Genomic DNA, 13,974 nt, shown 5'->3' with positions numbered 1-13,974 from the left:
AGAGTATCTTATGTAAGGCTCTACAGGTGTGTGACAGCCGCCCAGCCGTTTTACATTCTCGTCGTTAATCGATGTATTTCTTTCAGGATTACCGCCGCTGAATCCGGTTTTCCAAGACGTTTGGACTCTCTGGACATGGAGGCCTGAAGGGCCGGGTCCTGAACAATATCGGTAATGTCTTTCCACAGCCGTTCCTCAGTAAGCTCTTTCTCCAGAATCATCCGGCACGCCCCCGCCTCCTCCAGCTCCCTGGCATTGGCTTCCTGATGATTGTTCGTCACATTGGGCGATGGAATGAGAATGGACGGAATGCCCAGTGAAGTGATTTCCGCGAGAAAGGAAGCCCCGGCGCGGTTAACAATCAGCGACGCTGCGGCCAGCACCTCCGGCATGTTGTTGATATAAGGAACAATATGCAGCCGGTTTGGCATCGTCCCCAGCATCTGCAGGACGGCTTCGCGGGTTTTTTCGAAATAAATGTCTCCGGTGACGTACACAAAATGAACATCCTCAAGCTGCTCCAGCCTGCTGGCCATGCCAATCATCGCCTGGTTGATCACACTGGCTCCCCGGCTGCCTCCGGTAATCAGAACGACCTTGCTGTTCATCGGAATCCCGAGAGACGCGAAGCCGCGTTCCCGATTCGCCGATTGCACACTGGTTGCCCGGGGGTTGCCGGTATACACGACGCGCTTTCCTTTTCGGAACGCTCCTTCAGAGCCCTTGAAGCTGACGGCCACGGTATCAGCATATCGGCTGAGAAACTGGTTGGTCAGTCCTGGAATGGCATTCTGTTCATGAATCATCGTCGGTATACCGAGCTTCGCTGCCGCATAAACGACCGGTCCGCATACATACCCGCCGGTACCGATGACGACATCGGGCTTGAATTCAGTCAGCAGCTTCTTGCTCCGGGTTACTCCTTTAAAAAAACGCATAATCGTTTTGACATTATCCATAGACAGCTTTCTCCGAAAGCCTGTAATATCAATGCTTTCAAAGGGAAGTCCCTCCTGCGGGACGAGTCTGGCTTCCAGTCCTTTTTCACTGCCGATATATAAAAAAGCGTTGTTTGCGCTTTCCGCCTCACATTGTCTGGCAATGGCCACGGCGGGGTAAATATGCCCCCCTGTTCCGCCGCCGGTTAATACAACACGCATTCCGTTCACCTCGCATAACGGGAAATATTTAATAAAATACCGAGCGCAGTCAGCATCAGCGTCAGAGAGCTTCCTCCGTAGCTGATCAGCGGCAGCGTAATACCGGTAACCGGCATCAGCCCGATGACGACGCCGATGTTAATGATGACCTGGATCGCAACCATGCCGATGATCCCTGCAGCCAGCAGGCTACCAAAGCTGTTATTGACGGTCATCGCCGTCCGCATGCCTCTCCAGATCAGAATCATAAAGAGCAGAAGGACGATGACCCCGCCGATAAATCCCAGCTCTTCGGCCAGAATAGCAAAAATAAAGTCGGTCTGGGGCTCAGGAACATAGCTGTACTTCTGCCGGCTCATCCCCAGTCCCAGCCCGCCGAGCCCGCCGGGGCCTATGGCATACAGGGATTGAATAATCTGATAGCCCGTTCCCAAGGGGTCAGACCAAGGATCGAGAAAGCCGGTAATACGCTTCAGGCGGTACGGCGCCGCCAGAATCAGGCCGACGAAGCCCGCTGCGCCGCCAAGCGCGAGAAAGCCCAAATGCTTCATTTGGGCACCTGCCGCAAATACAATCATCAGCGCGGCGGCCAGCATCACAGCGCCTGTACCCAGATCCGGCTGCAGCATGATAAGGCCAAAGGCCAGACCAATCAAGCCGAGTGGCGGCAGCAGCCCCTTAGTAAAGGAACTGATCTGATAGTCGTCCCGCGAGAGCCATTTGGACAGAAACAAAATCATGCCGAGCTTCATAAACTCCGAGGGCTGAATGCCGAAGGAGCTGATCCCGAGCCAGCTGCGCGCGCCGCCGCGGACAACACCGACCCCTGGAATCAGTACGATGACCAGCATGACGAAGCAGAGGAGCAGGCCGAGCTTCGCGTACTTTTTCCACACTTTAAAATCGATATGGGCAGTTACATACATGGCACCCAGGCCCAGCACAGCGAACAATAGCTGCCGTTTCACGAAATAAAAGGAATCCCCGTAATCATGAAAAGCCAGGACAGAGCCTGCACTATACACCATGACCATTCCGATGGTCAGCAGGGCTAGAATACTGATCAGGAGCCATAAATCTGGCGCCGGGAGCTTTTTGTTCATGGAGAGGCCACCTTTAGCAGGGTAAGTAGGGGCTTATCCACACCCCCCTACTTACAGATTATGCACCGCCTCTTTAAAAATGCGTCCGCGTGTCTCGAAGGAGTTAAACATGTCCCAGCTCGCACAAGCCGGCGACAAAAGAACAACATCTCCCGGCTCTGCCAGCTCGGCTGCCTGTTTCACCGCTGACGCCAACACTGCGGCGGCATCCTCTCCATTATTCACCAGGACAATGTCCTTTAGTCCGGCCTGCTCTGCGGCATGGGCCAGCTTCTCTTTGGTCTCGCCAAGCAGCACGGCTGCCTTGACACCCCCTTTAAAGAACGGGACAAGCTCCAGATAATCTGATCCCCGGTCCAGACCGCCGGCAATCAGCACGATTGGCTGCTCAAAGGAGGTCAAGGCCATGGAAGTGGCCTTGGCATTGGTGGCCTTGGAATTATTGTAGTAGGCTACGCCATGATGCTCTTTTACAAATTCCAGTCGATGCTCTACCCCTTTAAAGTCTGTCAGCGGGCCGGCAAGCATGGATACAGGCACACCGGCAGCGATTGCAATTGCAGCCGCTGCCAGCGCATTCTCCACATTAAACCGGCCGGGCAGGCCGATTTGGTGGACGGGAAGAATGTCATGAGTGATGCCCTGCTCATCCGTATAGACAATACGGCGTTCCTGCTTGTCCTCAAGCTCTGGAAGATAAGGAGGCATGACGTACACACCCGTTTGAAGCTGCTCCTGCATCGAGAACGGCAGAATTGTACTTTGGATATAAGGCACAAGACTCCGGCATACCGGATCATCCCAATTCAGGACTGCGGTATCGTCCGGAGTTTGATTGGCGAACAGCTTGGATTTGGAGGCAATGTAATCGTCCAGATCCCCATGGTAATCCAGATGGGTTTCAGTAATATTCAGCAGGCAAGCGACACGGGGATGAAAGTCTTCTGTCCCCTTGAGCTGGAAGCTGCTAAGCTCTACCACCATCCAGTGATCTTCTTGCGCCGCTTGCGCCGCTTCACAGAGCGGCGTGCCGATATTACCGGCTACAATCGGCTTCATCCCGGCTGCGGCAAGAAGCTTGCCCACCCAGGTGGTCGTCGTTGTCTTGCCATTGGAGCCAGTAATCCCGATCATCGGTGCCCGGCACAAATGCTGGGCCACCTCTACCTCAGTCACGACCGGAATCCCCAGCTCGCCCGCCTTCACGATCGGTGCGGCGCGATAGGGGATACCGGGATTCTTGACCAGCAGCTCCACACCGGGATGCACCAGATTGTCGGGGTGTCCGCCACAGATAACCTTGATGCCGGCGGCTTCCAGCTCTGCGGCTTCCGGGCATTCCTCCCGCGGCTTCTGATCATTCACCGTTACGGCTGCACCTGCCGCGTGCAGCACTTTGGCCACCTGCAGCCCGCTTTTGGCAAGCCCTAACACAATGACTTCCTTACCGCGGTACTCTTCCGGATGTTTCATCTCTACAACCCCTCGTTAATATAAAGTCCGATGCCTGCTAATACAATGCCGACAGCCCAGAAGGTGATCACAACGCGCCACTCCGACCAGCCGGACAGCTCGTAATGGTGATGGATCGGGCTCATCTTGAAGACACGCTTACCGCGGGTCTTGAAGGAGATTACCTGAATAACGACCGAGAGCATTTCAATGACGAACACACCGCCGATAATGAGAAATAACAGCTCGCTTTTGGTCACGATAGCAATGGAGCCGATAGCGCCGCCAATGCCCAATGAGCCTGTGTCTCCCATAAATACCTTGGCGGGATGGGCATTGAACACGAGAAATCCGAGCACTGCACCGATCATGGCTGCGGCACAGAACGCAGCGGCAAACGATGTAGATTGTATCGCCACCAAAGCGTAAGCCCCGAAGGCGATCGCACTCACGCCGGAAAGCAGACCATCCAGTCCATCCGTAAAATTGACCGCGTTGCTGATCGCCAGCATCATCAGCACGATGAAGGGATAGTAGAACCAGGGTCCGAAATCAAACGACCACGCCGTCCCCGGTACCTCGATCGCCGTGCTATGACCGTTATTCAACAGCAGCCAGCACATGATTCCTGCGAACAGAAGCTGTCCGAACAGCTTCTGGCGTGCAGTCAGGCCCAGGGAGCGTTTGAAAACGATCTTGATATAGTCATCCAGAAACCCGATAAGGCCAAAGCCCAGCGTGCCGACCAGCAGCACGTAGAAGCTGTTATCCACAGGGGCGAATTTCAGAAAGGTCAGAGTGAACGCAAGCAGAATCACCACACCGCCCATCGTAGGCGTACCGGCTTTTTTCAAATGGCTTTGAGGACCATCATCCCGAACCTGCTGACCGAACTTCATGCGACGAAGCAGCGGAATCAGCAGCGGAGCGGAAATAACAGCGAGTATGAAGGATACACCCATTGTCAGCAATAAGAGTTGAAAGTCCACCGTATCACCCCCTCACATCATTTTCGTTCTGCGGAAGCTGCTTGAGCGCATCCACGACTTCTTCGAGCTTCATGCCCCGGGAGGCCTTGACCAGCACAAGATCCTGTGAGCCTACAGACTCCACGAGCGCTTCAATCAGAGCTGCTTTATCCGTAAAGGCGCTGATCTGCGCTTGGGATAACCGGGTTTGGGCCGCTTCCGCGATGTGCAGGGCAAGCGGTCCGTATGTATAAAGGTGATCGATATGCTCTACCGCGATATATTGTCCGATCTCTGCATGGTACTCCTGCTCCTGATCTCCTAGCTCCAGCATGTCCCCGAGCACGGCAATCCGCCGTCTATAGCCATTCATGCCTGCCAATACATCCAGTGCTGCCTTGACAGACAGCGGACTGGCATTGTAAGCATCATTCAGCACGGTTACCCCATGTGTGGTTTGAATGGCTTCAATGCGCATGCTTGTCAGCTTGAGGGAAGCAAAGCCTTCACGCATATCCTCTCTGCTGACGCCAAAATGAGACGCTACTGCCATGGCAGCCAGCGCATTAATGACATTGTGCTTGCCTAGCAGCGGAAGACTGAAGCTTTCGCCGTCATACAAGGTGGAGGTGAATATTACCCCCTTCTCATGGAACATCAGGCCAGCGGGTGAATTATCATTGCTTGGCTCTGTCCCAAACTTAAAGACCGAATATTGCTCTGGCTGCCGGGTTTCAGGCTCAGCAAGCACTTCATGCAGTAAAGGCTCATCCCCGTGAAAAACAAGGAGGCCGCCTTCTTGAAGGCCGCTTAATATTTCTGCCTTGGCGCGGGCAATCTCTTTTCTAGAGCCAAGCTGCAGCAAATGGGACTCCCCGATATTCGTAATGACCGCCACATCCGGGCGGGCAAGCTTTGAGAGCAACTCAATTTCATGCCGCCCGCTCATGCCCATTTCCAGAACGACAATCTCTGTATCCGCAGACATCCCCAGTACAGTCAGCGGAAGTCCGATCTGATTGTTGAAATTGCCTTGCGTTTTGTGCACGTTATAACGGGTCCCGAGCAAGGAGGTTACCATATCCTTAACGGTCGTTTTCCCGTTACTGCCTGTGATGCCCACGACCTTAACGCCGGTCTCTCTTAGGTATGCAGCCGCCATAGACTGTAGCGCCAAAAGCGTGTCCTCCACTAGAACTACCGGCCCTTCGGGCGGGGTGCCGTGGTTTGTCTGCCACAGCACCGCCGAGGCTCCCTGCTGCAATGCCGCCTCTGCATAATCATGGCCGTCAAACCGTTCCCCGGCCAGCGGCACGTACAGACAGCCCTGCGGCAGGGTCCGGGAATCGGTAGACACCCCTTGAATGCTGATGAAATGATTCTCACTGTGTATAAGCACACCGCCGCACATGGCTGCGATGTGTTTCAAATTGGTATGGATCACAATTGTCTGCCCCTTATCGCTTCTTTTGCAACAATACGGTCATCAAAGTCCAGGACTTGATTCCGTATCAGTTGGTAGGTTTCATGGCCTTTCCCCGCAATCAATACTACATCTCCCGGGCTTGCCATTTCAATAGCCTTTTTAATCGCGTCCCGCCGATCCTCAATCAGCTCATACCTTTCCTGCGGAATACCTTCTGCTTTCAGGCCGGCTTCAATATCTTGAAGGATCTGTGCGGGATTCTCCGACCTTGGATTATCCGATGTGATAATGATCTGGTCGCTCCACTGAGCGGCAATCCGTCCCATAACAGGACGTTTGCTGCGATCCCGGTCGCCGCCGCAGCCGAATACGGTCAGAATCCGCTGCTGCGCAATTTCCTTCATCGTTCTTAGCACATTGTCCAGGCCATCCGGAGTATGCGCATAGTCCACGATAACCGCGAATGGCTGCCCCTCCGTCACCGGCTCCACCCGGCCTTCAACGCCATGCATCTTCATAAGACTGGCCGCGATGCTCTCAAGCGGCACTCCCTCCAGCAAGGCAGCCGCAATGGCAGCCAGTGCATTATACACATTGAATCGGCCGACCATCTTCAGCTGGACATCCACCTGCCCGCGGAACGTCTCGGCACGGAAAAAGGTGCCTTGAGCGCTCACGGAAATATTAACGGCGCGAACATCCGCTTCCCGATCAATGCCATACGTGATGACCTCTGCTGCCGTCAGCTTGGCATATACCTCCGACGATGGATCATCGACATTCATCACCGCATACTTGCGCCGTTTCGGGTCCTTGGAAAAAGCATTGCCCAGCCGGGAGAAAAACAATCCCTTCGCCGCTCGGTATTGCTCCAGAGAAGCATGATAATCGAGATGATCCTGCGTCAGATTCGTGAATACCGCGGTGCGAAAATCAGTTCCTTTGACCCGGCCCTGCTCCAGTGCGTGCGAGGATACCTCCATCACACAGAGCTGGACGCCGCTCTGCGCCATTTCACTCAAGGAGCGCTGCAGCTCCAGAGCACCCGGTGTCGTCCGGGATACCGGGTATGAGACTCCGCCAAAAGACATTCGAAGCGTACCGATCATTCCGGTCTCGACGCCGTGGTCATTCATAATCTGATGAATGAGACAGGTCGTGGTCGTCTTTCCGTTCGTACCGGTGACTCCGATCAGGGTCATTCCGTGGCTTGGCTGCTGGTAGAAAGCATCTGCCAGCGCGGCCAGAGCAAATCGGCAGTCCTTGACGACAACTTGCGTAACCGGTATATCCAGCTGCCGGTTTACCAGCAGGGCGACAGCGCCCCGCTCCACCGCTTCCGCGGCATAATCGTGACCGTCCTTCTCGTAGCCCGGCAGACAGATAAATAGATCTCCCGCTTTCACCTGCCGCGAATCACAGGACAGGCCTGTAATTTCCGTATCCCCATCACCGGCAATCGCCGCCGCCGCAAGCACATCCATCAGCTCTTTCAGCTTCATCGTCATCCCCCTATACGCGGTGACTCTGGTTCCGCCATTCTAAATCCATGAAAAAGAGAGTCCCTAATGACTATGCTCCTCTTCGCCGGATGCATTCCCCATATATATTCGAATGGTTGAACCTCGCTCCACCCGGCTGCCCGCTTTGGGAGCCTGGTTGATGACGACGTTGCCTGTGCCTGACTTGGCCAGGTTGAAATTCATATTCAGATCCTCATACAGATCCTGAATGGTGGCTCCTACCAGATTTGGCACGGTAACTACCGGAGTTTCGCCGTATTTGTATTCCCTTGCCAGCTGATCACTGCGCTTGGGCACCTTTAGGTAGTGCAGCGAATCCTCCAGAATGTTCTGGACAATAGGTGCCGCGACGACGCCCCCGAACTGAATGCCCTTCGGATTGTCCACAGCAGCGTACACGACGATCTCCGGATCGTCAGCCGGCGCAAACCCGATAAAAGAAACAATATGCTCGGTAGTGGAGTAGCGGCCGTTAATGACCTTCTGGGCGGTTCCTGTCTTGCCTCCGACACGGTAGCCGTCGATAAATGCCGGGCGGCCGGTCCCTTTGGCTACAACGCTCTCCAGCGCTTCGCGAATCTGCTTGGAGGTTTCTTCCGAAATGACCTGCCGGACGGGCGCAGATTCAATCTCATCCACAACCTCACCGGTTTCCGGATGAATCCAGGCCTTGGCGACATGCGGGGTATACAGCTTGCCCCCATTGATCGCAGCCGAGACGGCAGCCACCTGCTGGATGGGAGTTACAGACACCCCCTGTCCGAACGAGGTCGTTGCCAGCTCCACGGGACCAACCCGGTCCAGCTTGAACAGAATCCCGTTCTCTTCGCCGATCAGGTCAATGCCGGTTTTGGTACCGAAGCCAAAGTCGCGGATGTAATCGAACAACGTTTCTTTACCCAATTTTTGACCCAATGCGACAAAGCCGGGGTTGCAGGAGTTCTGGACGACCTCCATAAAGGTCTGGCTGCCATGGCCACCCCGCTTCCAGCAGCGCAGTCTGGCACCGCCAACCTCAACGAACCCCGGGTCAAAAAACATGTCGTTCTTCAGATCAACCTTTCCCTCTTCCAGCGCTGCAGCAAGCGTAATAATCTTAAAGGTAGAGCCCGGCTCATATGTCATCCAGATCGGCAGGTTCCGGTTATATACACTCGAATCCGCCTCACGGTAATGGGCCGGTGAATATCCCGGACGGCTGGCCATCGCAAGAATTTCGCCGTTTTTGGGATTCATGGCGATGGCCCAGCTGGCGTTTGCCTGGTATTTCACCATGGCCTGATCCAGCTCCCGTTCCATAATCGACTGCAGAGACTTATCCAGCGTTAATTCCAGATGAAGTCCGTCCTTCGGCTCGACATATTTCTCCGAGGAACCCGGCATCAGCCGTCCTCCCGCATCCGATAAATACGAGATGCTGCCGTTCAGGCCGCTCAGCTGGTCATCGAATTTTTTTTCGGTGCCGGTCAGGCCCTGATTGTCAATGCCGGTAAAGCCAAGAATATGTGCCGCCAGCCCTCCATAAGGATAGTAGCGCATATTATCCTCGGCTACGACGATGCCCGGCAGCTCCAGATCACGAATTTCCTGAGCCAGCTCCATCGTGATCTTTCGCCCGCCGGGCTTCAGCCGCTCGACCATTGAACCCTTTTTGGTAATCACTTTATACACCTGATCCTTGGTCATACCCAGCTTGGCTGCCAGCAGCTCTGCCGTCTTGTCCGGCTCTTTAATCTGGACCGGAATAGCCATAATGGTGGGGGTACTGATATTCGTAACGAGCGCCTCTCCGTTCCGATCGAGAATGTTGCCCCGTTCGGCGGTATAGGGAATATTACGGCGCCACAGCTCCTCCGCCTTGGCCGACAGCTCTGCGCCTTCACCCAGCTGGACATAGGCAAGCCGGATGACCAGGGCAGCAAACATCATTACAAGAAATAACAGGCTCCAGAACAATCGCTTTCGTCTAGATACTGCAGAAAATTTCAAAGCTCATTCCCTCCCCGTTCACCTGTTTACTCATAGAAAGCTCTATCTGATGAGTATTCGGTACAAACGGGGGATAGAACAAGCTACTCCTCGTCCTTCTCTCCGGACTCCTGCCCGGCTTCAGCTTCGTCCTCCTCCTCAGGAGGCTCTCCCTGCAACGATTCTGAGGACGATTTCAGCGTAAGGTACACCACCCGGCCGTCCTTCTCCTTCGTAACCTTCTGATCGGCAATATAGCCTTCACCCTGCACATTGACCTTCACCTTCATCAGGTTCAGAATCTCCATAGCATCACGAAGTGACTCCCCCCGCATATCCGGGATTTCCATCTGGGCTGCATCCTCGGTCAGGAGGTAAATCCGCTGGCCGGCAGACAACGCCGTTCCCGGCGCGGGAACCTGCTTGACCAGGCTGCTTCCGCTGCCGAGCACCTCATACACGAAGCCTTCAGCCAGCAGCTTGGTCTTGATATCCTTCATGCTCATGCCGGAAAGCTCCGGTGCAACCCGTGTATCTGGCTGCAGTGCCGCTGCTTTGGCGGCTGTCGCATCCTCGGCAGCCTCCTCGGTCTTGGGAACACCCCAGTATTTCAAAGTCTGGGATACAATCTTCTGGAACAGCGGCGCTGCCACTGCGCCGCCCCCGAGCTGATCATTCGGCTCATCCACAATGACGAGCACAGCGATTCGGGGATCATCGACAGGAGCATACCCCGTGAAGGAAGCCACCAGCCTTGTGTTATCACTGTAATCACCCTTAACGGCCGTTCCGGTCTTTCCTGCAACACGGTAGCCCTCGATAAAGGCGTTATAGCCTGTGCCCTGCTCCTGATCGGCAACAACCTGCTCCAGGTAACCTCCGGTCTTGCGTGCGGTTTCCGGTGTGATGACTTGACGCACCAGCTCCGGCTGAATAACCTGAACCTCACCGGTGTTAGGGTCCTGAATTTCCTTGACGATTTGCGGCTTCAGCAGCTTGCCCCCGTTAGCCACAGCAGATATGGCTGCAATCTGCTGAATCGGGGTAACCGAGACGGCATAGCCATAAGGCACGGTGGATATGTCAATGTCCCGGCTCATGTTCAGAATCCCCAGACTCTCGCCCGGAAGCTCGATGCCCGTCTTGCCGCTAAACCCGAACAAATTAATGTAATTCGTCAGCCGTTCCTTGCCGAGCATTTCATAGCCCAGCTTGACGAAGGCAACGTTACTGGAGCGTTTGACGCCCTCCAAATAAGTGATCGTTCCCCAGCCGTTGCGCTGGATATCCCAGTGCGTCCGTCCTCCGGCCCGAATCGATCCGGATTTATAATAGGCATTGGGATCAAATAAATTCTCCTGGATAGCACTGGCAAGCGTCACGATCTTGAAGGTTGAGCCCGGCTCGTAAGTGGAGCGGATCGCATGATTATAATAATTGCTGTAATCCGATGCTACTTCCCAGTAAGTATTGGGATCAAAGGTAGGCAGATTCGCCATCCCGAGAATTTCCATGGTGTTCGGATCTGCCGCGATGACGGTCATGCTGACGGGCTCATATTGTTCATAAACCTCCCGCATGGCTTCCTCGATATAATGCTGAATGGTATCGTCAATGGTCAGCTTTATATTGCTGCCATTCTTGGCCGGCTGATACACATCGTCCGCAGACGGCAGCTTGACGCCTTTCTTATCGCTTTTATATCTGGCAAATCCGTCCACGCCCTTGAGCTGCTCATCGAACATGAGCTCAAAGCCGTCCCGTGCCTGTCCCTGCCGATCGGTATAGCCCAGAATATGGGCTGCCAGTGAATGACGCGGATAAAAGCGCTTGTTCTCCGCAATCAGGTTAATTCCGGAATCCGGAACCTTTCCTTCCGACTGCAGCTGCAGCTCCAGCTCGTCCATCAGGCCCTGAATTTCCTCCCGCTTTTCTTCGCCAATCTTCCAGCCTTCATTTCGCACCTCGCGGTTGATCAGGTAATTTCCCTTATCGTCCTTGGCTGTGACCAGCTTGACCAGCTCATCCTTGTTCTTGCTAAGCAGCCGGTTCAGCCCATCAACCACCTCGTCCTGCAGCCCGTTGGCTTGAATTACCCTCGGATTGACCACTACGGTATAAGCCGGTGCATCCATAGCAAGGATATCGCCGTCCCGGTCCGAGATCGTGCCCCTTGAAGCTGTGAGCGTCTGCTCCCGTTCCCAGTTCTGCATCGCTCTTTCCCGCCAGGAGTCCATATCGACGACCTGCAGCCAGAATACACGGACTATCAAAACAGCAAAAAAGAGGGTGATGAATCCCCCTATTAGCAGTGAACGCATTTTAATTTTTTTGATCATCGGTTCAACCTCACTATCCTAGTTTCCCGACGCCTTGCCTGCAGTACCTGCAGCATTGCTATGGCCCGGTAAGTGAATGGCCTCGCTCTGCTCAGCCTGGATATATCCAAGCTCCTTCGCCTTTTGAACAATTCCCATCTCCAGTGTCTGCTTCTTGACCTGCAGGACATCCATGCTCTTGCCTGCTTCATGGATCTGATAGTCCGACTTCTGGATCTGCCGGTTGAGCTCGTACATCTTGACATGGCCCATTCCGATCCAGCCCATCACCGCGACTACAAACATGACAGACAGCAGATAGAGCAGTTTTTCTTTCTGGGGCAGCTGGGAACGGCGTCTGATTACCGTTGTTTTCTCAACATATCCATTGTGGCGTTCCTTCTGTCTCTCCTGAACGGCCAGGTTTCCGCGGGTATAGGCCATGGCTGAATTCTCCTTGTTTGTTATTGGGTCAATCTACAATTTCTCGGCTATGCGCAGCTTCGCGGAGCGGGAACGCGGATTCATGGCGATCTCCTCATCCCTTGGAATGATCGGCTTCCGATTCACCAACTTCAGCTGTCCTTCTCCCCCGCCGCATACGCACATTGGAAAATCAGGGGGACAGGTGCATTTGGCAACATAGCTGTTAAAAATTTGCTTACAAATCCGGTCCTCCAGCGAGTGGAAGGTAATGACCGAAACTCTGCCGCCTGGAGCAAGGCATTTCACGGCCTGATGCAGCGCATCCTCAAATGCCCCCAATTCGTCATTCACGGCAATGCGCAGCGCCTGAAAGCTTCGCTTTGCAGGATGGCCTCCCGTGCGTCTTGCAGCAGCAGGAATCCCTTCTTTGATGAGCTCCACCAGCTGCCCTGTCGTTTCAACACGCTGATTGGCTCTCTTCTCACAGATGACCTTGGCGATCCGCCTGGAAAACTTCTCTTCCCCATACTGATACAGAATTCTGGCAATTTCCTGCTCCGGCCATTCATTGATAATCTCTGCTGCCGTAAGGCCCGCTGACTGATCCATTCTCATATCCAGCGGTGCGTCATGGTTGTAGCTGAACCCCCGTTCTCCTTCGTCGAACTGAGGCGAAGAGACACCGAGATCGAACAATATTCCGTGAACGCGCGACACGCCGTCAGCATCCGGCTCCACCTGCTCTTGCAGCACCTGTTCAAGATCTCTGAAGTTGGTTTTGACAAGCGTCACCTTGTGCTCTTCCTGGCCCAGAACCTCCTTGGCGTTATCTAGCGCCCAATCATCCTGATCCAGTGCAATCAGACGACCCTGATCACCAAGCTGGGAAGCAATTAAAGCACTGTGGCCGGCTCCTCCCAGCGTACAGTCCACGTAAATCCCTTCCTGCTGGATGCGCAGCCCCTCTGTCGCTTCTTCTTTTAGTACCGTGATGTGATGAAACAAGCTGCAGCCCTCCATAATGTGCAATTCATCCTGAACATTGTCTTATGTACGGATTGTCTTTCTCTATAAGTCAAAATTAAAATCAACCAGCTTCTCGGCAATATCATTAAACGCTTCTTCTGACTGCTGGTAGTATTCATTCCATTTGTCCTTGCTCCATACCTCGACCCGGCTGGATACGCCGATCACGACACACTCTTTATCCAGCTTGGCGAACTCACGGAGATTGGCCGGTAAATTTACCCTTCCCTGTTTATCCCATTCGCATTCCGCTGCACCGGAGAAAAAGAACCGTGAAAAGGCCCGGGCATCGGATTTCATCAGCGGCAGTGATTTGAGCTTCTGTTCCATGACAGCCCATTCTTCATGAGGATAGACAAAGAGGCATTGATCCAGCCCCCTGGTAACAACAAAAGAGCTGCCTAACAGTTCCCGGAATTTGGCAGGGATCGTTAATCTGCCTTTATCATCGATGTTATGCTGATACTCTCCCATAAACATCCGGTCACTCACCCCTTACCCCATTTCCCCCACTTTACACCACTTTCCACCACATTAGAATAATAGATTCTTCGTTTTTAATCAAATTCCTTCTCGTTTTTAACCATTTTTTTCAGGATTACCG

Annotated in this window: 11 protein-coding genes; all 11 read right to left on the bottom strand. The window is 53.9% G+C overall.

Features of this window, described 5'->3' with window-relative positions; translation table 11 throughout:
* Positions 1–50 precede the first annotated feature (50 nt).
* Positions 51–1,160 (bottom strand): undecaprenyldiphospho-muramoylpentapeptide beta-N-acetylglucosaminyltransferase, encoded by a 1,110-nt coding sequence (gene murG, locus ACH6EH_RS10150; protein ID WP_138225293.1) that lies wholly within the window; start codon positions 1,158–1,160, stop codon positions 51–53.
* 5 nt (positions 1,161–1,165) lie between these two features.
* Positions 1,166–2,263, bottom strand: coding sequence for a stage V sporulation protein E (spoVE, locus tag ACH6EH_RS10145; protein WP_397332222.1), 1,098 nt, complete (start codon positions 2,261–2,263; stop codon positions 1,166–1,168).
* A 51-nt stretch (positions 2,264–2,314) separates the two neighbouring features.
* Positions 2,315–3,736: a UDP-N-acetylmuramoyl-L-alanine--D-glutamate ligase gene (gene murD / locus ACH6EH_RS10140; RefSeq protein ID WP_397332221.1), complete on the bottom strand. Its 1,422-nt coding sequence runs from the start codon at positions 3,734–3,736 to the stop codon at positions 2,315–2,317.
* Positions 3,737–3,738: 2 nt separating this feature from the next.
* Positions 3,739–4,704 (bottom strand): phospho-N-acetylmuramoyl-pentapeptide-transferase, encoded by a 966-nt coding sequence (gene mraY / locus ACH6EH_RS10135; RefSeq protein ID WP_138225290.1) that lies wholly within the window; start codon positions 4,702–4,704, stop codon positions 3,739–3,741.
* A gap of 4 nt (positions 4,705–4,708) precedes the next feature.
* Positions 4,709–6,127, bottom strand: coding sequence for a UDP-N-acetylmuramoyl-tripeptide--D-alanyl-D-alanine ligase (locus ACH6EH_RS10130; protein WP_397332220.1), 1,419 nt, complete (start codon positions 6,125–6,127; stop codon positions 4,709–4,711).
* The gene (locus tag ACH6EH_RS10125) at positions 6,124–7,611 is read right to left on the bottom strand and encodes a UDP-N-acetylmuramoyl-L-alanyl-D-glutamate--2,6-diaminopimelate ligase (RefSeq protein WP_397332219.1); all 1,488 of its coding nucleotides are present in this window, start codon (positions 7,609–7,611) and stop codon (positions 6,124–6,126) included. Before ACH6EH_RS10125 ends, ACH6EH_RS10130 begins: the two co-directional genes overlap by 4 nt.
* A gap of 63 nt (positions 7,612–7,674) precedes the next feature.
* A complete protein-coding gene (locus tag ACH6EH_RS10120) occupies positions 7,675–9,621 on the bottom strand; it encodes a stage V sporulation protein D (RefSeq protein ID WP_138225287.1) in 1,947 nt (648 codons plus the stop codon).
* Between the two features lie 83 nt (positions 9,622–9,704).
* Positions 9,705–11,939 (bottom strand): penicillin-binding transpeptidase domain-containing protein, encoded by a 2,235-nt coding sequence (locus ACH6EH_RS10115; RefSeq protein WP_397332218.1) that lies wholly within the window; start codon positions 11,937–11,939, stop codon positions 9,705–9,707.
* 18 nt (positions 11,940–11,957) lie between these two features.
* On the bottom strand, positions 11,958–12,362 hold the full coding sequence (locus ACH6EH_RS10110; RefSeq protein ID WP_138225285.1) for a cell division protein FtsL: 405 nt from the start codon (positions 12,360–12,362) through the stop codon (positions 11,958–11,960).
* A gap of 33 nt (positions 12,363–12,395) precedes the next feature.
* Positions 12,396–13,349: a 16S rRNA (cytosine(1402)-N(4))-methyltransferase RsmH gene (gene rsmH / locus ACH6EH_RS10105; RefSeq protein ID WP_138225284.1), complete on the bottom strand. Its 954-nt coding sequence runs from the start codon at positions 13,347–13,349 to the stop codon at positions 12,396–12,398.
* A gap of 63 nt (positions 13,350–13,412) precedes the next feature.
* Positions 13,413–13,850: a division/cell wall cluster transcriptional repressor MraZ gene (gene mraZ, locus ACH6EH_RS10100; protein WP_208203002.1), complete on the bottom strand. Its 438-nt coding sequence runs from the start codon at positions 13,848–13,850 to the stop codon at positions 13,413–13,415.
* Positions 13,851–13,974: the final 124 nt, after the last annotated feature.

Origin of the sequence: Paenibacillus sp. JSM ZJ436, assembly GCF_044383795.1 — a bacterium.
Classification (GTDB): domain Bacteria; phylum Bacillota; class Bacilli; order Paenibacillales; family Paenibacillaceae; genus Paenibacillus_AQ; species Paenibacillus_AQ algicola.
This window is presented reverse-complemented; position numbering and strand designations above follow the sequence as displayed.

Bases quoted from the DNA above. Each gene is read 5' to 3' on its own strand.
- spoVE (WP_397332222.1), bottom strand. From the start codon at position 2,263: ATGAACAAAAAGCTCCCGGCGCCAGATTTATGGCTCCTGATCAGTATT.
- mraZ (WP_208203002.1), bottom strand. From the start codon at position 13,850: ATGTTTATGGGAGAGTATCAGCATAACATCGATGATAAAGGCAGATTA.
- ACH6EH_RS10115 (WP_397332218.1), bottom strand. From the start codon at position 11,939: ATGATCAAAAAAATTAAAATGCGTTCACTGCTAATAGGGGGATTCATC.
- ACH6EH_RS10125 (WP_397332219.1), bottom strand. From the start codon at position 7,611: ATGAAGCTGAAAGAGCTGATGGATGTGCTTGCGGCGGCGGCGATTGCC.
- murG (WP_138225293.1), bottom strand. From the start codon at position 1,160: ATGCGTGTTGTATTAACCGGCGGCGGAACAGGGGGGCATATTTACCCC.
- murD (WP_397332221.1), bottom strand. From the start codon at position 3,736: ATGAAACATCCGGAAGAGTACCGCGGTAAGGAAGTCATTGTGTTAGGG.
- ACH6EH_RS10110 (WP_138225285.1), bottom strand. From the start codon at position 12,362: ATGGCCTATACCCGCGGAAACCTGGCCGTTCAGGAGAGACAGAAGGAA.